General features: G+C 63.3%; 17 protein-coding genes and 2 pseudogenes. 10 read left to right on the top strand and 9 right to left on the bottom strand.

Going from position 1 to position 18,421, the window contains the following annotated elements:
- Positions 1-137 precede the first annotated feature (137 nt).
- The 6 genes and pseudogenes from ACVWW1_RS01870 (at position 138) to ACVWW1_RS01845 (ending at position 6,198) form a co-directional block, all read left to right on the top strand.
- Positions 138-1,728: pseudogene (locus tag ACVWW1_RS01870) on the top strand (ABC transporter substrate-binding protein).
- 61 nt (positions 1,729-1,789) lie between these two features.
- On the top strand, positions 1,790-2,725 hold the full coding sequence (locus tag ACVWW1_RS01865) for an ABC transporter permease (protein WP_092115636.1): 936 nt from the start codon (positions 1,790-1,792) through the stop codon (positions 2,723-2,725).
- 67 nt (positions 2,726-2,792) lie between these two features.
- The gene (locus ACVWW1_RS01860) at positions 2,793-3,614 is read left to right on the top strand and encodes an ABC transporter permease (RefSeq protein WP_176529997.1); all 822 of its coding nucleotides are present in this window, start codon (positions 2,793-2,795) and stop codon (positions 3,612-3,614) included.
- Positions 3,611-4,591 carry an ABC transporter ATP-binding protein gene (locus ACVWW1_RS01855; protein WP_456654635.1) on the top strand — a complete coding sequence of 327 codons (981 nt, stop codon included), beginning with the start codon at positions 3,611-3,613 and terminating at the stop codon, positions 4,589-4,591. Before ACVWW1_RS01860 ends, ACVWW1_RS01855 begins: the two co-directional genes overlap by 4 nt.
- A pseudogene (locus tag ACVWW1_RS01850) lies at positions 4,584-5,622 on the top strand (ABC transporter ATP-binding protein). Before ACVWW1_RS01855 ends, ACVWW1_RS01850 begins: the two are co-directional and overlap by 8 nt.
- A gap of 111 nt (positions 5,623-5,733) precedes the next feature.
- Positions 5,734-6,198 carry a GNAT family N-acetyltransferase gene (locus ACVWW1_RS01845; protein WP_207831514.1) on the top strand — a complete coding sequence of 155 codons (465 nt, stop codon included), beginning with the start codon at positions 5,734-5,736 and terminating at the stop codon, positions 6,196-6,198.
- 36 nt (positions 6,199-6,234) lie between these two features.
- Here ACVWW1_RS01845 and ACVWW1_RS01840 read toward each other — a convergent pair whose 3' ends face one another.
- From ACVWW1_RS01840 to xoxF5, 7 genes are all read right to left on the bottom strand, one after another.
- A complete protein-coding gene (locus ACVWW1_RS01840; RefSeq protein WP_456654634.1) occupies positions 6,235-7,377 on the bottom strand; it encodes an epoxide hydrolase family protein in 1,143 nt (380 codons plus the stop codon).
- A 76-nt stretch (positions 7,378-7,453) separates the two neighbouring features.
- Entirely contained in the window at positions 7,454-7,756 is a 303-nt protein-coding gene (locus tag ACVWW1_RS01835) for a hypothetical protein (RefSeq protein WP_456654633.1), read from the bottom strand.
- A gap of 56 nt (positions 7,757-7,812) precedes the next feature.
- A complete protein-coding gene (locus tag ACVWW1_RS01830; protein ID WP_456654632.1) occupies positions 7,813-8,406 on the bottom strand; it encodes a hypothetical protein in 594 nt (197 codons plus the stop codon).
- 151 nt (positions 8,407-8,557) lie between these two features.
- Positions 8,558-9,121, bottom strand: a complete 564-nt coding sequence (gfa, locus tag ACVWW1_RS01825; protein WP_456654631.1) for an S-(hydroxymethyl)glutathione synthase — start codon at positions 9,119-9,121, stop codon at positions 8,558-8,560.
- Positions 9,122-9,154: 33 nt separating this feature from the next.
- Positions 9,155-10,264, bottom strand: coding sequence for an S-(hydroxymethyl)glutathione dehydrogenase/class III alcohol dehydrogenase (locus ACVWW1_RS01820; RefSeq protein WP_456654630.1), 1,110 nt, complete (start codon positions 10,262-10,264; stop codon positions 9,155-9,157).
- Positions 10,265-10,314: 50 nt separating this feature from the next.
- Positions 10,315-10,791 carry a c-type cytochrome, methanol metabolism-related gene (locus ACVWW1_RS01815; RefSeq protein ID WP_176534935.1) on the bottom strand — a complete coding sequence of 159 codons (477 nt, stop codon included), beginning with the start codon at positions 10,789-10,791 and terminating at the stop codon, positions 10,315-10,317.
- A gap of 125 nt (positions 10,792-10,916) precedes the next feature.
- On the bottom strand, positions 10,917-12,722 hold the full coding sequence (gene xoxF5, locus ACVWW1_RS01810) for a lanthanide-dependent methanol dehydrogenase XoxF5 (RefSeq protein ID WP_176529990.1): 1,806 nt from the start codon (positions 12,720-12,722) through the stop codon (positions 10,917-10,919).
- Positions 12,723-13,144: 422 nt separating this feature from the next.
- On the opposite strand from xoxF5, the gene ACVWW1_RS01805 reads away from it, so the two are divergent.
- Both ACVWW1_RS01805 and ACVWW1_RS01800 read left to right on the top strand, forming a co-directional pair.
- A complete protein-coding gene (locus ACVWW1_RS01805; protein WP_176529989.1) occupies positions 13,145-14,119 on the top strand; it encodes a helix-turn-helix domain-containing protein in 975 nt (324 codons plus the stop codon).
- A 29-nt stretch (positions 14,120-14,148) separates the two neighbouring features.
- Positions 14,149-14,565 carry a YkvA family protein gene (locus ACVWW1_RS01800; protein ID WP_176529988.1) on the top strand — a complete coding sequence of 139 codons (417 nt, stop codon included), beginning with the start codon at positions 14,149-14,151 and terminating at the stop codon, positions 14,563-14,565.
- On the opposite strand, the gene ACVWW1_RS01795 is transcribed toward ACVWW1_RS01800, so the two are convergent.
- Positions 14,562-15,926 (bottom strand): histidine kinase, encoded by a 1,365-nt coding sequence (locus ACVWW1_RS01795; RefSeq protein ID WP_456654629.1) that lies wholly within the window; start codon positions 15,924-15,926, stop codon positions 14,562-14,564. The genes ACVWW1_RS01800 and ACVWW1_RS01795 overlap by 4 nt on opposite strands.
- 181 nt (positions 15,927-16,107) lie before the next feature.
- On the opposite strand from ACVWW1_RS01795, the gene ACVWW1_RS01790 reads away from it, so the two are divergent.
- A complete protein-coding gene (locus ACVWW1_RS01790; protein ID WP_092115647.1) occupies positions 16,108-16,728 on the top strand; it encodes a response regulator transcription factor in 621 nt (206 codons plus the stop codon).
- Positions 16,729-16,756: 28 nt separating this feature from the next.
- Positions 16,757-17,602, top strand: a complete 846-nt coding sequence (fghA, locus tag ACVWW1_RS01785; protein WP_456654628.1) for an S-formylglutathione hydrolase — start codon at positions 16,757-16,759, stop codon at positions 17,600-17,602.
- A 166-nt stretch (positions 17,603-17,768) separates the two neighbouring features.
- Here fghA and ACVWW1_RS01780 read toward each other — a convergent pair whose 3' ends face one another.
- On the bottom strand, positions 17,769-18,281 hold the full coding sequence (locus ACVWW1_RS01780; protein ID WP_456654627.1) for a DUF3280 domain-containing protein: 513 nt from the start codon (positions 18,279-18,281) through the stop codon (positions 17,769-17,771).
- Between the last annotated feature and the right edge of the window lie 140 nt (positions 18,282-18,421).

Genomic DNA, 18,421 nt, shown 5'->3' with positions numbered 1-18,421 from the left:
ATAATCCTGCCCACGCATCGCGACGACACAGATTTTTTGTTGCCGGTCGCCATCGACGCGACATGAGGACCTTGCGCTTGGCGTGCTGCCGATGGTCAACTCGCTGATCGGAATGTTCCTGCATCGTTGGGGGAAGCATGAGGTTCAAGTTGATTGCGATTGCGGTTGGCCTCGGGCTCGCACTCGCCGCCACGGCGGAGGCCCAGACCCCGCGCAAGGGCGGGACCATTCGCATGACGGCGCCCTATGGCTCCAGCTTCACCAGCATGGACATCCACACGACACCGCGCGCGCAGGACGAGATCTACGCCAAGGCTCTGCACCGCTCGCTCTACATCTGGGACTCGACGGAGGGCAAGCCGGTGCTGGAACTTGCCAAGGAGGTCACCGTCTCGGGCGGTGGCCTCGTTCATACCCTTCAAACTGCGCGACGACGCCTATTTCCACAACGGCCGCAGGATGACGGCTGACGACATCATCTGGTCCTACAATCGCATCATGGACGGCACCAAGGCCTATCCCGGCGCACGCTTTGTCCGCTTGATCGAGGGCGCGGCCGAGGTCGAGAAGGGCCAAGCCAAGGAAATCTCGGGCTTGAAGAAGATCGACGACTTTACCCTCGAAATGAAGCTGACCGAGAAGGTCGATCCCGCCTTCTATTTCTTCACCGCGTTGACCTCGATCTATCCGGCCGACGAGGGCGGCAAGGAGAGCTTCCTCCAGAAGCCGATCGGTCTTGGTCCATTCAAATTCGTCGAGCACGTGCCGGGATCGCGCATCGTGCTTGAACGCTGGGACCGGTTCTACAAGCCCGGCAAGCCGTATGCCGACAAGCTCGTGATATCGCTGATGGGCGAAGCCGCGGCCCGCGATGTCGCCTTCCGCAACAAGGAGATCGACACCTCGGTGCTTGGGCCCGCGCAGTATGTCGCCTATCAGGCCGACCCCAACCTCAAGGGCGCCATTGTCGAGGTCGCCGAGGTCTTCACCCGCTATATGGGGATGAATCCCACGTTCAAGCCGTTCTCCGACAAGCGGGTTCGGCAGGCCGTCAACTACGCGATCGATGCCGATCTGATCATCAGCAAGCTGGTCAAGGGCAAAGCCTATCGCGCTACGAGCTGGCTGCCTTTGACCTCGCCGGCATACGACAAGGCCATGAAGCCCTACCCTTACGATCCGGCGAAGGCGAAGCAATTGCTTGCGGACGCGGGTTATCCTAACGGCTTTGAATTCGAATGGACCACCAGTCAGAACGAAAGCTGGGGCTTGCCGATCGTCGAAGCCGCGATCCCGATGCTGGACAAGGTGGGCATCAAGGTGAAGGTCAAGCAGGTCGAGACCGCGGTGCTGGCGGAGGTCATTCGCAAGGGCGACTTCCAGGCCTTCATCTATTCCCAGGCGACCGGCCCGGATCCGCAGGCGGCGCTCAAATGCTTCCACTCGGCGACGCCGCAATCGGCCTGCAACTACACGACCTTCAAGAACGCGGACTTCGACAAGATGATCGATGCAGCCGGCCAGACCGACGACGCCGCAAAGCGCGTCCAGCTGCTGCAAAAGGCCAATGCGCTGCTCCAGGAGGAAGCGCCGATCTGGTTCTTCAACTACAACAAGGCGGTCATGGCGGTGCAGCCCTGGCTCAAAGGAATCCAGCTGGACGCAACGGAACTGACCCATCAAAACGTCGAAGACCTTTGGGTCGACGACACCTCGCCGGCGAAGTGACAGGTGCCAATCGCTCCCCCTCCATCGTGTGAAACGATGGAGGGGATGAGGAAAACTTCGAATGCTCTCCTTCGCGATCCGTCGAGTCCTGCAAACCATTCCGACCGTGCTGGCCGTCGTGCTGGTGATCTTCGTCCTGTTCAGCGTCGTTCCGGGCAGCATCGTGTCGAGCATGGGCGATGACGGCCGGGGTCCTACGGACCCGCAGGTCGTGGAACGCATGAAAAAGCAGCTCGGCCTCGACGATCCCGTTTACGTGCGGTTCGGCTCCTATGTCGCCAAGCTCACGACAGGTGATTTCGGGACCTCGTTCCGGACCCGCGAGCCGGTCACGACCATGGTCGCCAAACGGATGTGGCCAACGCTGCAGCTGATCTTCGCAGCGCTGGCGTTCGCGATTGCGGTCGGCGTTCCGCTCGGTTTCATCGCCGCGCTGAAGCCGGGCAGCATCGTCGACACGCTCTCGATGGTCCTGGCGGTGTCCGGCCTCTCGATGGCCAAATTCTGGCTCGGGCTCTTGCTGATGTATCTGTTTGCATTGAAGCTCGGCTGGCTGCCGAGCTTTGGCTATGGCGATGGCAGCCTCAAATATCTGCTCCTGCCTGCCGTAACCCTCGGCGTCTCGCCGATGGCGCTGCTGGCGCGGACGACGCGGGCAGCGGTGCTCGAGATCATGACCGCGGATTTTGTCCGGACGGCGCGCTCGAAGGGCATGAGCGAGACCCGGGTCGTGACGTGGCACGTGATGCGCAATGCCCTCGTCATCATTCTCACGGCGATCGGCCTACAATTCGGCGTCGTGATGGGCCAAGCCGTCGTCGTCGAGAAATTGTTCTCCTGGCCGGGCATCGGCTCGCTGCTGGTCGACAGCGTCCTGCAGCGCGACATTCCCGCCGTGCAAGGCACCATTCTCGTGGTGGTGCTGTTCTTCCTCGCCGTCAATACATTGGTTGACCTGCTCTACGGCGTGATCGACCCCAGGATCCGATACGCATGAGCGGCGGCCAGTCTCATCACGACAGCGCACGATCGACCATGCAGCCTGCCACGGCGGAGCGGCCGCGATGAAGCTTGGAACCAGCGCGATCGTCGGCGGCGCGCTATTCGCGCTTGCGATCTTCGTCGGCCTGTTCGCGCCCTGGCTGGCACATACCGATCCGGTCATGGGCGCCAACCTCATGAATGCGGAAGAACCGCCGAGCTGGATCTGGTGGTTCGGCACCGATGCGCAGGGTCGCGACATCTATTCCCGCGTCGTGCACGGCGCGCGCATCTCGCTGACGGTCGGCATCGTCTCGCAGCTCGTCAATAGCGTCATCGGCGTGACGCTGGGCCTGACCGCGGGCTATTGGGGTGGCTGGTGGGACGATGTCGTCAACGGGCTGACCAATCTGATGCTCGCGATCCCCTCGCTGATCTTCGCACTCGCCATCATGGCGGTGCTCGGCCCCGGCCTGACGAGCCTCCTGATCGCGCTCGGATTGACCAATTGGTCCTTCACCTGCCGGATCGCACGCGCCTCGACGCTGTCGCTCAAGAGCCAGGGCTATGTGCAGGCTGCGCGCGTGCTCGGCTATGGAGATTTGCGCATCATGATCACGCAGCTGCTGCCGAACATGGTCGGCCCCATCATTGTCATCGGCACGCTCGGCATGGGAGGCGCGGTGCTGGCGGAAGCTTCGCTTTCGTTCCTCGGCCTTGGCATCCGTCCACCCTATCCGAGCTGGGGCAGCATGCTGTCGGAGGCGCGCGACCAGATCACCACGGCGCCATGGCTGTCGGTGTTCCCGGGCCTCGCCATCTTCCTGACGGTGCTCGGCCTCAACCTGCTGGGTGATGGCTTGCGTGACGTGCTGGATCCCCAGTCGCGGAGCCGGCGCGCATGACGGCTCCTCCGCTGATTGAAGTCGAGGATTTACGCATCGATCTCGACGACGGCGCCAACCATGTTGCGGCGGTCGAAGGCGTTTCATTCCGCATCGATCGCGGCGAGACATTCGGCCTTGTCGGCGAGTCCGGCTGCGGCAAGAGCATTACGGCGCTCGCCTTGATCGGCCTGCTGCGGCGGCCGCTCTCGGTCGCCGCCGGCGCGATACGTTTCGAGGGGCGCGAGATTCAGGGACTTTCCGCGGCCGAGCAGCGGGCGCTGCGCGGCAACCGCATCGCCATGATCTTCCAGGAGCCGATGACGGCGCTCAATCCGGTGTCACCCGTCGGCCGGCAGATCGCGGAGATGTTCGTGCTGCACAAAGGCAAGAGCTGGCGCGAGGCGAACCAGCTGGCCGTCGAGGCGCTGGCGAACGTGCGCGTCCCCGCACCGGAGCGGCGGGTGAAGGATTACCCCCACCAGCTTTCGGGCGGCATGCGCCAGCGCGTGATGATCGCCATCGCGCTGGCATGCGATCCGGATCTTCTGATCGCCGACGAGCCGACCACCGCGCTCGACGTGACGGTGCAGGCGGAGATCATCGAGCTGATGCGCAATCTGTGCGCCGAGCGAGGCACTGCGATCCTGATGATCAGCCACGATCTGGGCCTGGTCGCCAACGTCTGCCGCCGCGTCGGCGTCATGTATGCCGGCCGCATTGTCGAGGAACGCGGCTCGGACGACATCTTCCGCGCCTGCGCGCATCCCTACACGCAGGGCCTGGTCGATTCGCTGCCGCGGCTGGGGAGTCGCGCAGCGCTCGGCCGGTCGCGGCTCAGGGAGATCGCCGGCGTTGTCCCGGCGATCGCGGACTTTCCGAGCGGCTGCCGCTTCAATCCGCGCTGCGCGCGGGCGACCGAGATCTGCCGGACCACCGCACCGGAGACGACATGGCTCGCTGCAGGCGGGCTTGTCAGGTGCCACCACCATGCATGAACCTGCGGCAAGCCCCGGCGACGATGTCATCCTCAGCGTCAAGGATCTCGCGGTGCATTTTCCGCTCGGCGGCGGCTTGCTGGGCGGCGGCCAGCGGCTGCTGCGCGCGGTCGACGGCATCGATCTCGAACTGAAACGCGGCGAGTGCCTCGGTCTCGTCGGCGAATCCGGCTGCGGCAAGTCGACCGTCGCCCTTTCGCTGCTTGGGCTGCTGACGCCGACGCGAGGCAGGATCGTGCTCGACGGACACGTTGTGACCGGCCAGCGATCGGTCGATCGAAAGCTTTTGGCCCGCACCGCCCAGATGGTGTTTCAGGATCCCTACGCCTCGCTCAATCCGCGCCAGACCGTTCGCCGCACGCTTGAAGACCCGCTGCGCCTGCATGGCGTGACGGCCCAAAGCGAGATCGACGGACGCATTGCGGCGATGCTCAAACATGTCGGCCTGCGGCCCGAACAGGCCGGCCGCTACCCGCATGAATTCTCAGGCGGCCAGCGCCAACGCATCGGCATCGCCCGCGCCCTGATCCTCAATCCCAAGATCGTCATCTGCGACGAACCGGTATCGGCGCTCGATGTTTCGATCCGTGCCCAGATCATCAATCTGCTGCTGGAATTGAAAGAGAGTCTCGGCCTCTCCTACATCATGATCAGCCACGATCTCGGCGTGGTCGAGCACATGAGCGACAGGGTCGCGGTCATGTATCTCGGCCGCATTGTGGAGACGGGCGGCTGGCGCGAGATCTTCGAGCGGCCGGCCCACCCGTATACGCAGACCCTGATCGCCGCGATTCCCGATCCGCTACGCCGCGCACCGCTCGCGAACGACAAGGGGCGAGCTTCCCAATCCTCTCAATCCGCCGGACGGATGTGCATTCAGCCCACGCTGTCGCTACGCCGAAGCGATGTGCCAGCGCGAGCCCGGGCCTTCGCTTCAAACACGCCCGGACGGGCACGCGGTCCGGTGCTGGCGAGCTGACGAGATTGCCGGTCAGGCAGCACGGGCTGCGGCCGAGAGCGGACATCCCTAATATATCGGCGATCCGCAGGTTGCCTAATAGCCCATTCGCTCCACCCATCCTACGCCTCTACCTTCCTCCCGTGATTTGCCCGCGGGATACGTTTTCAACTAAGGTTGCGGGATGGATATGCTCGTCAAACTCTATGCTCTGCCCGATTCCCGGCCTGCCTACGATCGATTGCTCAAGGCCGGAATTGTCATGCGCCGGGCGCTCGCGCCCGAAAAGCACAAGGTCACAGCCTGGGTACGGGAAACGTTCAGCGAGGCGTGGGCCAGCGAAACCGAGGTTGCGTTCAGCCGCCAACCGGTCTCCTGTTTCATCGCGATCCAGCAAAAGAAGATCGTGGGATTCGCCTGCCACGATGCGGCCTGCCGCAACTTCTTCGGTCCGACCGGCGTCGCGCCGAAGGCACAGCAGGGCGGCATCGGCAAGGCACTGCTGTTCGCCTGTCTCGAGGACATGAAGCACCAGGGCTTCGGCTACGCCATCATCGGCGGCGTCGGGCCGGCCGAATTCTATGCGAAGGCTGTCGGCGCGGTGGCCATCGAAGGCTCCGCGCCCGGGATTTATCGGGGACTGCTGTAGTTCGTTGGAATTCGTAGAAAGGGTCGAGCCGCACGGCTAGCGCAACTTCCCGAAGAACTCGCGCACCTCGCCAACGAAAAGCTCGGGCTGCTCGAACGCCGAGAAATGTCCGCCCTTCGGCATCTCGCGCCAGTGCTGGATGTTGGTGAAATTCGTCTCCATCCATTTGCGGACCGGCGTGACGATCTCCTTGGGGAACACGGCAACACCGGTCGGCACGCTCACCTTGTGCGGGGTTCGCTTGCCCGGCCCAAAGCTTTCCCAATAGAGCCGCGCCGACGATGCGGCCGTCTCGGTCACCCAATACAGCATGACATTGTCGAGCAGTTCGTCGCGACTGAGGATGTTTTCCGGATGCCCGTCGCAGTCGGTCCAGGCCCAGAACTTTTCCAGGATCCAGGCCGCTTGCCCGCTCGGCGAATCCGTCAGCGCGTAACCGAGTGTCTGCGGCCGGGTGGACTGCTGCTTGGAATAGCCGGAATCCCAGTCCGCGTAGTATTTGATGCCGTTGAGCGCACGGGTTTCCTCCGGCGTCGGCTGGCCCTCGACATTGGGCCGGGTCGACATCGCAAGCGTGATGTGAATGCCGGCACAGTGCGCCGCATCCTGCCCGCCGATCGCGGTCGTGACCGCAGAACCCCAATCGCCGCCTTGCGCGAAATACCTGGCGTAGCCCAGCCGCTCCATCAGGACGGCCCAGGCCTTGGCGATCCGGTCGACGCCCCAGCCTGTCGCGGCCGGCTTGGCCGAGAAGCCGAAGCCCGGCAAGGACGGGCACACCACATGGAAGGCATCGGCCGCGCTGCCGCCATGCGCGGTCGGATCGGTCAGCGGCTCGATCACCTTGTGGAATTCGACCACCGATCCCGGCCAGCCATGGGTGATGATCAGCGGCCGCGCCTCCGGGTGCTTTGAACGGACATGGACGAAGTGGATGTCGAGCCCATCGATCTCGGTGGTGAACTGGCTGAAGCGATTAAGCTGCGCCTCGCGCTGCCGCCAATCATAGGTCTCGGCCCAATAGCGGCAGACGTCCTTGATCCATTGCAGCGGCGCGCCCTGGCTCCAGTCGTCGACCAGCTCGGCTTCCGGCCAGCGGGTCCGGCGCAGCCGGGTGCGGAGATCCTCGAGGACATCGTCGCTGATGGCGATGCGAAACGGGCTGATGGCGGTAGTCATGGCGTCTCCCCGAGGCTCGAAAGCTGCTTGGGGAACATAGGGTCGGACCGCCAACCGATCAAACCATCAGGTAGCGCTATTTGCCGAGCGCCGTCTCCAGCAACGCCTGGGCCTGTTTGGTGGCTTCGGCGAATGCCGGTTGTTCCGGGGCGTGCTGGACGAAGCAGCGCTTGAATGCATCGTCGCCCTGCTGGCGCAGGTCGCCGAGCTTGTCATAGGCCTTCTTGTCGATCCGCTTCTGACGCAGCTTCTCGTCCGCTTCATCCGCCCGCTTGTTGTAGTCGGCGCGGATCGTCGCGCAGGCCGGCACCTGCACGGTGGGCTCGATCTCGCCATAGGCGATGTAGAACTTGCCGCTGGCAAGCGCCGCGACGAACACCTCGTCGGCGGCCTCGGGGGTTGTGTCCTGGGTGCGGCCGGCCAGGAAACCGTAAGTCAGGGTGGCCGACGCCGGTGGCGACCGGCAGCTCGTTGAAATTGATCACCGCGGCATCGGTCGAAATCGCCTGGGTGTAGAGCCCCTCGAACTTCAGGGCCCGGTTCGATCTGCTGCGGCACATTCTTGCTGCCCTTGTCCCACCACGCCTTGTGCTCGTGCAGCCACCGCGTGAACAGGGCTTCGGAGGTGACGATGATATGGGCTTTCGGTTCGACGAAGCTGCCGTCGGCGTGCTTCTCGCCGATCTTTGCGCCGTTCCTGCCGGTGTCGGCATCGAAGCGCAGGCCATCCAGCATGCCGAACCCCATATCGCCTCTATATAGAGTGTCGAGGTTGAGCTGGGCGGGGGCAAAGCCAGGCCGGGCGGGCTGGGACAGGATCGCGACCAGCTGCCCCTTCAGTTCGTCGCGCGCGGCCGCTTCTGCCTTGTCGACAGCCTCGTCAATCTTGCCGTCCTTCTCCTGCTTGGCGAATTTGGCGATCGCCGCGTCGCGCGCGGCAATATAGCGGTCCTCCGGCGACGTGGCGCGGGCCGGCGAAAGGACCAGGATCGGGGATAGGATGAGGGCAAGGCGGAAAATAAAATGCATGCCCTGTGGTCGCCCGCAGGGCATGCAAGGTTCAAGGTCACGGGTACTACCAGCATATCCGTCGCCGGCAGGCCCTCTGCCGACGCCGAATCTCGTCAGGGCCGGCCGCTCGTGCCGCCCTTGTCAGGCTGCCACGGTCAGGCTGCCTTGATCAGGCTGCCTTGGATTTCGCCACATGGGTGGCAATCGCGTCCATCAACGCTGGCGACAGGCAGTCATAGGGCTCGAGCCCAAGCTCCTTCAGCCGCGACCTGATCCCGGCCATATCGGCCGGCTTGACGCCGGACTCGATCACCGACGACACGAAGGCGGCAAATCCCGGAGCCGCAGAGCCGGACTCCTGGAACAGCTCAGGATGGATGAAATCGAGGCCATAGAACGGATGACCCTTGTTCTCGATCCGGCCGTACATGTGCGTGCCGCATCCGGTGCAGGCGTGGCGCTGGATCACCGCGGCGCTATCTACGATCTTCAGCTTGTCGCCGTTCTCCAGCACGGTGACGTTCTCGCGCGGGACCACCGCGACCACCGAGAAGGTGGCGCCCGCAGGCTTCCAGCATTTGGTGCAGCCGCAGGCATGGTTGTGGGCGACGTCGCCCTTAACCCCGACCTTGACCTTCTTGTCCGCGCATTTGCAGACCAGCGTACCGCCGGCAAAACTGCCGGAGCCTTGCTTGACGCCATCGTCGACTGACGGGTGGATATGAACAGTCATTGACCTATCCTCCTAGTGCTTGGTGTTTTAATTTTAGAACACGACGACCGAACGGATCGACTTGCCCTCGTGCATCAGGTCGAAGCCCTTGTTGATCTCGTCGAGCTTCAGCACGTGGGTGATCATCGGATCGATCTGGATCTTTCCGTTCATGTACCAGTCGACGATCTTCGGCACGTCGGTGCGGCCGCGCGCACCGCCGAACGCGGTGCCCTTCCAGACCCGTCCGGTGACGAGCTGGAACGGCCGGGTTGCGATTTCCTTGCCGGATTCCGCGACGCCGATCACGACCGACACGCCCCAGCCGCGGTGGCAGGCTTCCAGCGCCTGGCGCATCACGTTCGTGTTGCCGGTGCAGTCGAAGGTGTAGTCGGCTCCGCCGTCGGTCAGGCCAACCAGGTGCTGCACGATGTCGCCGCTCACCTTGGTCGGGTTGACGAAATGCGTCATGCCGAACTGGCGGCCCCAATTGTCCTTGGAGTCGTTGATGTCGACGCCGATGATCTTGTCGGCGCCGACCATCTTGGCACCCTGGATCACGTTGAGACCGATGCCGCCGAGGCCGAACACCACAACGTTGGAGCCCGGCGTCACCTTGGCGGTGTTGACGACCGCACCGACGCCGGTGGTGACGCCGCAGCCGATGTAGCAGCTCTTGTCGAACGGCGCGTCCTCGCGGATCTTCGCCACGGCGATCTCAGGCAGCACGGTGAAGTTCGAGAAGGTCGAGCAGCCCATATAGTGGAAGACCGTCTTGCCCTTGTAGCTGAAACGCGAGGTGCCGTCGGGCATCACGCCCTTGCCCTGGGTGGCGCGGATCGCGGTGCAGAGATTGGTCTTCTGGCTCAGGCAGCTTTTGCACTGGCGGCATTCCGGCGTGTAGAGCGGGATCACATGATCGCCCGGCTTCACCGACGTCACGCCGGCGCCGACCTCGCGAACGATTCCGGCGCCTTCGTGGCCGAGGACCGAGGGGAAGATGCCCTCGCTGTCGAAGCCGTCGAGCGTGTAGGCATCGGTATGACAAATGCCCGTCGCCTTGATCTCGACAAGGACCTCGCCGGCCTTGGGGCTTTCTAGGTCGAGCTCGACGATCTCAAGCGGCTTCTTGGCTTCGAATGCGACTGCGGCGCGGGTCTTCATCTTGGTCTCCACAAAACATCAAACAGGTTTGTCATTCGCGCCGGTCACGCTCAGTTCTTGTTGCCCATGCAGGCGTCTTCCGCCTTTCCATAGGCTTCCGACTTGTCTTCGTGCTTGGCCGGCCGGACGCGCCCAACCGCATCATTGGCGCGGGCGCGCAGGTACACATAGAGGTCGTCCATGTAGCAGGCAACGTTCGGGTTATCGCCGAATGCCGGCATGACGTTTTCCTGCGACGTCGATACGTTCTTGCGCCCGCTCGCGACCACGCCCATGAAGTCGGGATAGCTCATGGTCTTCAGCGAATCCTTCAAAGCCGGCGCGTAAGTCGAGCCCATGCCGTCGGGTCCGTGGCAGACGTGGCACTCCGAATGATAGCGGCGGTAGCCCGAGTAGGTGTACCAATCCACCGTACCGTCGGACGCGACCTTGAACGTCGGGTTTCCATCCTTGTCGAGCCACTTGCCGTCCTCGGACTTGACGGCGGTTGGATCCCCCACGTCCTCGGCGGAGGCAACTCCACCCATTGCCACGACGAAGATCGTAGCAGTCACAAACCAGATCTTACGCAAAAGCCTGTCCTCGCGTGCGCGGATTGAAGACGGACCGGCGCATGGAGATCACCCCATGCGCCGGAACAAGCTTGCTCAGCTCACTGCTGCGGCAGCGAGAACACGGTGAGCGTTCCGCCGAGCGCGGTGTAGTTGCTCAGGGCCGCATAGCCGCCGACTGCACCGAGGCCGGCCGTCGGATCGGTCAGACCAGCCGCGAGGCCGATGCCTGCCCAACCGCCAACACCCGACAGAACTGCGACATACTGCTTGCCGCCGTTTTCATAGGTGGTGACGTTGCCGATGATGCCGGACGGAGTCTTGAACTTGTAGAGCTCCTTGCCCGTCTTGGCGTCGACAGCCTTCAGGTAGCCTTCCAGCGTGCCGTAGAACACCACGCCGCCGGCGGTCGCGAGCGCACCCGACCAGACCGAGAACTGCTCCTTGTTCGACCACACGATCTTGCCGGTCTTTCCGTCCCAGGCGATGAAGTTGCCCATGTTGGTCTCACCGGGAGGCGGATACATCGACAGCGTCGCGCCGACATAGGGCTGACCTGCGGTGTAGCTCACCTTGAATGGCTCGTAGTCCATGCAGACGTGGTTGGTCGGCACGTAGAACAGCTGCGTATCCGGCGAGTAGGCCGCCGGCTGCTCGTCCTTCGAACCCAGCGCCGCCGGGCAGATGCCCTTGACGTTGTGATCTTCGCCGGCCTTGTCGGTCGACGCTGCGTCGAGAACCTTCGGACGACCATAGGTCGGCGAGCTCTTGTTCATGTCGACGCCGGAGGTCCAGTTCACCTTCGGATCATACTTCTCGGCGACCAGCAGTTCGCCGGTGGCGCGATCGAGCGTGTAGCCGAGGCCGTTACGATCGAAGTGCGTCAACAGCTTGCGCGCCTTGCCGTCGATGCTCTGATCCGAGAGGATCATCTCGTTGACGCCGTCATAGTCCCATTCGTCATGGGGCGTCATCTGATAGACCCACTTGGCAACACCGGTATCCGGGTTACGCGCCCAGATCGTCATCGACCACTTGTTGTCGCCGGGACGCTGCTTCGGATTCCAGGTCGAGGGGTTGCCCGATCCGTAGTAGACGAGGTTGAGTTCGGGATCGTAGGAGATCCAGCCCCAGGTCGCGCCGCCGCCGATCTTCCACTGATCGCCTTGCCACGTCTTCAGGCTCGAGTCCTTGCCGATCGGCTTGCCAAGCTCGGTGGTCTTGTCGTCGACCAGAAGCTGGTCATCCGGACCTTCCGAGAAGCCACGCCAGACCAGCTTGCCGGTCTTGAGGTCATAGGCCGTCATGTGGGCCTGAACGCCGAACTCGCCGCCGGAGATGCCGACCAGGACCTTGTCCTTGACGACCATCGGCGCCGACGTTCCGGTCGATCCCTTGCTCGGATCGCCGTTCTTGACGCTCCACTCCACCTTGCCGGTCTTCGCATCGAGCGCGACCAGCGTGGTGTCGGCCTGATGCAGGATGATCTTGCCGTCACCATAGGCGACGCCGCGATTAACCGTGTCGCAGCACATCACCGGAATGACGTTCGGATCCTGCTTCGGCTCGTACTTCCAGACGATCTGATTGTCCTTGGAAAGGTCAATAGCGTAGACCTTGTTCGGGAACGGCGTATGCACGTACATCATGTTGCCGATGATCAGCGGGCCGCCCTCGTGGCCGCGCAGCACGCCGGTCGAAAACGTCCACGCTACCTGCAACTTTCCGACGTTCTGGGCGTTGATCTGATTCAGCTTCGAATAGCGCTGATTGGTGTAATCGCCGGTCGGCATCACCCAATCTTTCGGGTTCTGCGACATCTTGTGGAGTTCGTCATTGGCGTTGGCAGCTCCGGCGGCGAACACCGCCATTGCCCCAAGGCTGGTCGCGTAAAGCAGCTTGCGCATCGTGGATTTCCTCCCAGGTTCATGAGCTCAAGGGTTTCCGCCGAAACGGCCCCACTTCTTCCATTTTGGTACCTCACTGGTAGTCCCATCGAACCGCGCTGACTTGCCCAGCAGCGAAGCGCCGTTTGCTCAGAAGCGAAGCATCGTCAGATTTTTGCGGTCGGGCCGCGAATTGGCAGGTAAGGCTGCTTCATGTTGCAGGGCATCAAACGTCTTCAGTGTTGTTCCTGCGTCGAAGTAGAACCGGCCCAAGGTTGCGCTTGACGCGCCCAGAACTAAGTCGGAGGATCACCCGACATTATCCGGGAAGAAATCCCGCCGCCTCCCTAAGCTGTTCAGAATCAGGGAGAAGGCGCATCATCCCGGGCCAGATTTCAGCTCGGTGAGCAGTCACGTTGGGGATCGAATCGGTGGCTGGAAAGATGTCCGATACAGTCCATTCACTCAGCACGAACGGATTGACGCCCAAGCGTCAGATCCAGCGCTGGTCGGATGCGCTCACTGACCTGTGCGGTCAGTTCGACGTCGATGCGCTGGAAGGATCCTCGCTCGAGGGCCGGATCAATTTCACGACGGTATCGCGATTGAAGCTGTGCCAGATCGAGGCAAGCCAGCATCGCATCGCCCACACCGTCTCGCGCATCAGGCTGAGCGAGCATCCCTACATCAAGATCGTCTTCCAGACCCACGGCGTCTCGCATTTCGAGCAGGACGGTCTGCACTTCGACATCATGCCGGGCGACTGCTTCGCCTACGACGTGTCGTGTCCGCACACCATCATCAGCCCGTCCCTGACGCGTCACGAGGTCGTCATCGTTCCGAAGGACCTGCTCAAGGAGCGCGGCTTCCAGCTCTCCAAGATGGCGCCGTGCAAGCTCTCGGCGCGCAACGGCACCGGCCGCATCGCCTATGATTTCGTCCATGCCGCGTTCGGCGAAGCGCCCACGCTGACCCCGGTCAACGCCGTCGGCGTGGCCGATGCGCTAATCGACCTGCTGCTGCTGCCGCTGCGCGAGACCGGCGCGATGTTCGACCGCGGCAGCGCCGAGGCGACCTATGTGCGAGCCCAGGGCTTCATCCGCGAGCATCTGCGCGATCCCGATCTTTGCATCGACCGCATTTCCGCGGCCCTCGGCTGCTCGAAGCGCTATCTGCACATGCTGTTCAGCGATCGTGGCATGACGGTCAGCGACTACATCTGGAAGGCCCGGCTGCAAAATTGCCGTCAGGAGCTGGAATCCCAGAACGGCAAGACCATCACGGACGTCGCCTTCTCCTGGGGCTTCTCGAGCTCATCGCATTTCAGCCGCGTATTCCGGAAGTATTTTGGCATTGCCCCCTCCTCCGTGCACAAGGGTCTGCACGGCGGCATACCGGTCGATGTGGTACTGGAATAGCGTTTCGCCTGACGTGCAGGCGCCACGCCATGCCGTCCATCAAGCTATCCTCAATCAAACTTTCCTCAATCAAAGCTTGGGCGCGCAACCTGAAACGAGACAGCGTTGCGCTGTATCTCGCGTCGCGTGATCCGCGCGTACCGTGGTACGCAAAGGCCCTCGCCGTCGCCATCGCGGCCTATGCGCTCTCCCCCATCGACCTGATTCCGGATTTCATCCCGGTCATCGGCTATCTCGACGATCTGATCCTGCTGCCGCTCGGCATCTGGCTTGCGATCTCGCTCGTTCCGGATGAGGTAATGGCTGAATGCCGCGCCAATGCCAGTGCCGTCTTGCAGCGCCCGACCAGTCGAGCGGGAATGATCGCGATCATCGTGCTCTGGATCGCCAGTGCGCTCGCGCTGGCATGGGCTGTCGTCACATACTGGCCGCGAACCGCGCCCTAAGCCTGCGCAGCCTTTGGCACCAGCGCCTCGACCGTCACGCCATCATCGCTGGAATTGATCTTGAGCGTGCCTCCGAGCGCGAGGATTCGCTCCTGCATGCCAGTCAAACCGCGGCCGAGCCGGTGATCCCTGAGCAGGCCGCGACCGTTGTCGCGGACACGCACCAGCGCACAGCCGCGGCCGCCGCGCGGGCCGGTCTGTCGCTCCGCAGGCTCGATCGTGATATCGACTGCCGTTGCGCCGGCGTGGCGGAATACGTTGGTGAGCGCTTCCTGGACGATGCGATAGATCGTCAGATCGGCCGTCTCGCCGGTCTCGCCGAGATCAGGCGATATGCTGCTCTCGATCTCCACCTCCGGGTGGGTCTCGCCCCACAGCCGCACCAGCGCGCCAAGCGCTTCAGCAAGCCCAAGCTCCGCCAATCCCACCGGCCGCAATCGCTCCAGGATGCGGCGAGTGAACTGCTGAAGCGCGTTGACCTGCTCGAGGATGGCGCTGCCGTGCTTGCGTAGCGCAGCAGGATCGGGCTTTTCGACCTCCGACAGCCGCGTCAGTGCGCCGGCATGCGCGCGCAGCGCGAACAGATAGGGCCCGAACTCATCGTGCAATTCGCGCGCGATCTCCTTGCGTTCGGAATCCTGCAGCGAGACCGCACGTTCGGCCAGCTGCCGCTTGCTGTCCACGGCCTCGCCAAGGGTCGCCGCCAAATGGTTCAGTTTGGCACAGATCGCAGCCAATTCAGGCGATCCGCCGGGCTCGACGCGCGCGTCGTAATCCCCGGCCTCGATACCGGTCATGGCCTGCGACAGCGCTTCCAGCGGCGCAAGTGCGCGGCCGACCACCAGCATGGTCACCAGCAGCAGCGCCACCGCGATCGCGGAGCCGACCTCGATCTGGGTGACGATGCCGTCCCAGATCTCAGCCATTTCATCGTCGGGATGCGAGGTGATGACGAGCGATTGCGGCTTGCCGTGAACCGAGATCGGCACCCGCACCGAAGTCTGCTCGGGATGAACCAGCGCGACGAACCACTCAGGCGCGGCGCGCGGATCGCCTGCCTCCGCCAGGCGCTCGGCAGACTTTGCGGTCGCGTCATCCTGCCGCGTGATGCTGACATGACGCAGCCGGCTCAGGTCCTGGACGATCTGGTCGAGCCGCGCATCCGGATCCGGCGCCTCGTCGAGACCGGTCACCATCGTCGTAACAAACTCGCGCGCCAGCCGGATCACGCTCTGGTCCTCGGCCTGGACACGCGGCCCCGCTTCCAGCACGAGCCGCGCAATATTGATGCCCAACCCAAGCGCCAGTATCAGCGCCAGCAGCAGGTTGATCCGTGCGCGCAAGGATAGCTTTTGCCACATGACGTTGCCCCCGACCGCGATCCCTCCTCCGAGAGGATCGTTGACAGCCAAATTTGCCCGGCTATCTAATCGCACCCTATCGCAATCTCGTGCGAGGTGCACAACCGGTCGGAACCGAGGTGTTCTTCGTGCAAATCGATGTAATGAAGAGCTGGTCGAAGCAGGTCGCCGGAACAACGCCATGCGCATTCTGATCGTTGATGATCATCCCATCGTTGCTTCCGGCTGTCGCACCGTGTTCGCCGACGATCCCGAGATCATCCTGCTGGAAGCGGCGGATGCCGAAAGCGGCGAACGGGCGTTCGTCGCGGAGAAGCCCGATCTCTGCGTGATCGACATCAACCTGCCGACGGTCTCCGGCTTCGAGCTGGCCCGCCGCATCCTGTCGCGCGATGCATCCGCTCGCCTCATCATGTTCAGCATGAACGACGACCCGGTGTTCGCCGCCCGCGCCATCGACATCGGCGCCAAGGGCTACGTCTCGAAGACCGGCGATCCCAACGATCTGGTGGAGGCCGTGCGTGAGGTCGGCAATGGCGGCGTCTACCTGCCGCCGGCGATCGCACGCAACGTCGCCTTTGCGCGGCCGGGCTTTGCGCAAAATCCGCTCTCCAAGCTGACCTCGCGCGAGATGGAGATCCTGCGCCTGCTCAGTTCCGGCAAGAGCCTGTCGGAGATCGCCTGGCTGGTGCATTCGTCTTACAAGACGGTCGCGAACACGTCATCGATCATGCGCCAGAAGCTTGGCGTGCGCACCTCGGCAGAGCTGGTGCGCCTCGCGATCGAGAGCGGCGTCGGCTGAACGACGCCGCGCGCCAACACGGAGGAATATGGCAATGCAGACGGTTTCCCAGAACAAGTCGCATGGCGGCACGCAGGGCGTCTACCGGCATCCAAGCCGCGAGACCAAGACCGATATGACCTTCTCGGTGTTTGTCCCTGATCATGCGACCGGCGCCAAGCTGCCTGTCGTCACCTATCTGTCGGGCCTAACCTGCACGCACGCCAACGTCACCGAGAAGGGTGAGTTCCGGCAGGCATGTGCCGAGCTCGGCCTGATCTTCGTCGCGCCCGACACTAGCCCGCGCGGCGAAGGCGTTCCCGGCGATCCCGCCAACGCTTACGATTTTGGCCTCGGCGCAGGCTTCTATGTCGATGCGACCGAGCAGCCGTTCGCGACCAATTACCGGATGTGGAGCTACGTCACCGAGGAATTGCCAAAACTGATCGCCGAGCAATTCCCGGTCGACATGGCGCGGCAATCGATCCTCGGCCACTCCATGGGCGGCCATGGCGCGCTGACGGTTGCGCTGCGCTATCCCGATCGCTATCGCGCGGCGAGTGCGTTTGCGCCGATCGTGGCGCCATCGCAGGTGCCGTGGGGCAACAAGGCGCTGGGCGGCTATCTCGGCAGCAACAAGCAGGCGTGGCGCAAGCACGACGCGGTCGCGCTGATCGAGGACGGCGCCCGCTTCTCCGATCTGCTGGTCGACTATGGCGATGCCGACGGATTTCTCACCGAACAGCTGCGGCCCGAGCTCCTGAAGGCGGCTTGCGAGAAGGCCAACATCCCCCTCACCTTGCGGCGTCAGCGCGGCTACGACCACAGCTATTACTTCATCTCGACCTTCATGGCCGATCACCTGCGCTGGCACGCCGCACGCCTGAAGGCGTGAGCCAATCCCTCCCCGTCATCCTGAGGAGCGCGTAGCGCGTCTCGAAGGATGCACGGCCCGGCTGGTGGCCGATTCATCCTTCGAGGCTCGCCGAAGAGGCTCGCACCTCCAGCGACAAAGGCGAAGCCTTTGCGCGGGGATGACGGTCGCACATTTGTACCCGCAGCTACCGCGCTTGCGGGGCGCCGTAGTTCGGCGCGAGCAGGCGGTTGCGCACGAGATAGTCGGTTGCGCGCGACCAGGATTCGTCGGTATTGCCGCGCATGTCGGCGCTCGCTGCCGCCACCAGTTGCCCGGTATGGACGTCGCGCAGATAGAGATTGATGTTGAGGATCAGGTTGGAGACCTTCTGCACCACGCCGGTCATCGCGAGATCGGCGCCCAGCTCGCCGGCCAGCTTCACGTCGCATCCGCCGCAGGCCTGAAGATTGCTGCCGTGCGCCGCAGCATTGATCGGCGCGGTATCGATCACGTGGAACTTGCCGGAATCTGCAAGCTCCTTGCGCACCTGATCGCCGGTGCGCAGCAGCCGCGCCTGTTCGTCGGTCCGCGGCCCGTCGACCTCCCCTTGAAGGCTGGTGTCGATCATCTCGAGGTCGAACACCGCGAGCTTGGGCGGTTCGGCGCGCGCCGCAGATATCAGCAGCAAAGATATGACGAAGACGAACGCTGATCTCATGATTGTGAACCAATCCAAATTTGGTACCGCGCAACGACAAAAAGCGGGGTTGCAAGCCAGGCCAATTCCGGCATCTTGCACGTCAACGCATGGCCCAGAAAAGCGGAATCCGCTTTTCGGCAACGCCGCGCCGAGTGAAG

It is taken from the genome of Bradyrhizobium sp. JR3.5 (genome assembly GCF_054057015.1).
This window is presented reverse-complemented; position numbering and strand designations above follow the sequence as displayed.

What these genes read in the sequence shown, in the direction of transcription:
- ACVWW1_RS01865 (WP_092115636.1), top strand. Translation starts at nt 1,790, where the DNA reads ATGCTCTCCTTCGCGATCCGTCGAGTCCTGCAAACCATTCCGACCGTG.
- ACVWW1_RS01860 (WP_176529997.1), top strand. Translation starts at nt 2,793, where the DNA reads ATGAAGCTTGGAACCAGCGCGATCGTCGGCGGCGCGCTATTCGCGCTT.
- ACVWW1_RS01855 (WP_456654635.1), top strand. Translation starts at nt 3,611, where the DNA reads ATGACGGCTCCTCCGCTGATTGAAGTCGAGGATTTACGCATCGATCTC.
- ACVWW1_RS01845 (WP_207831514.1), top strand. Translation starts at nt 5,734, where the DNA reads ATGGATATGCTCGTCAAACTCTATGCTCTGCCCGATTCCCGGCCTGCC.
- ACVWW1_RS01840 (WP_456654634.1), bottom strand. Translation starts at nt 7,377, where the DNA reads ATGACTACCGCCATCAGCCCGTTTCGCATCGCCATCAGCGACGATGTC.
- ACVWW1_RS01830 (WP_456654632.1), bottom strand. Translation starts at nt 8,406, where the DNA reads ATGCATTTTATTTTCCGCCTTGCCCTCATCCTATCCCCGATCCTGGTC.
- gfa (WP_456654631.1), bottom strand. Translation starts at nt 9,121, where the DNA reads ATGACTGTTCATATCCACCCGTCAGTCGACGATGGCGTCAAGCAAGGC.
- ACVWW1_RS01820 (WP_456654630.1), bottom strand. Translation starts at nt 10,264, where the DNA reads ATGAAGACCCGCGCCGCAGTCGCATTCGAAGCCAAGAAGCCGCTTGAG.
- ACVWW1_RS01815 (WP_176534935.1), bottom strand. Translation starts at nt 10,791, where the DNA reads ATGGGTGGAGTTGCCTCCGCCGAGGACGTGGGGGATCCAACCGCCGTC.
- xoxF5 (WP_176529990.1), bottom strand. Translation starts at nt 12,722, where the DNA reads ATGCGCAAGCTGCTTTACGCGACCAGCCTTGGGGCAATGGCGGTGTTC.
- ACVWW1_RS01805 (WP_176529989.1), top strand. Translation starts at nt 13,145, where the DNA reads ATGTCCGATACAGTCCATTCACTCAGCACGAACGGATTGACGCCCAAG.
- ACVWW1_RS01800 (WP_176529988.1), top strand. Translation starts at nt 14,149, where the DNA reads ATGCCGTCCATCAAGCTATCCTCAATCAAACTTTCCTCAATCAAAGCT.
- ACVWW1_RS01795 (WP_456654629.1), bottom strand. Translation starts at nt 15,926, where the DNA reads ATGTGGCAAAAGCTATCCTTGCGCGCACGGATCAACCTGCTGCTGGCG.
- ACVWW1_RS01790 (WP_092115647.1), top strand. Translation starts at nt 16,108, where the DNA reads ATGCGCATTCTGATCGTTGATGATCATCCCATCGTTGCTTCCGGCTGT.
- fghA (WP_456654628.1), top strand. Translation starts at nt 16,757, where the DNA reads ATGGCAATGCAGACGGTTTCCCAGAACAAGTCGCATGGCGGCACGCAG.
- ACVWW1_RS01780 (WP_456654627.1), bottom strand. Translation starts at nt 18,281, where the DNA reads ATGAGATCAGCGTTCGTCTTCGTCATATCTTTGCTGCTGATATCTGCG.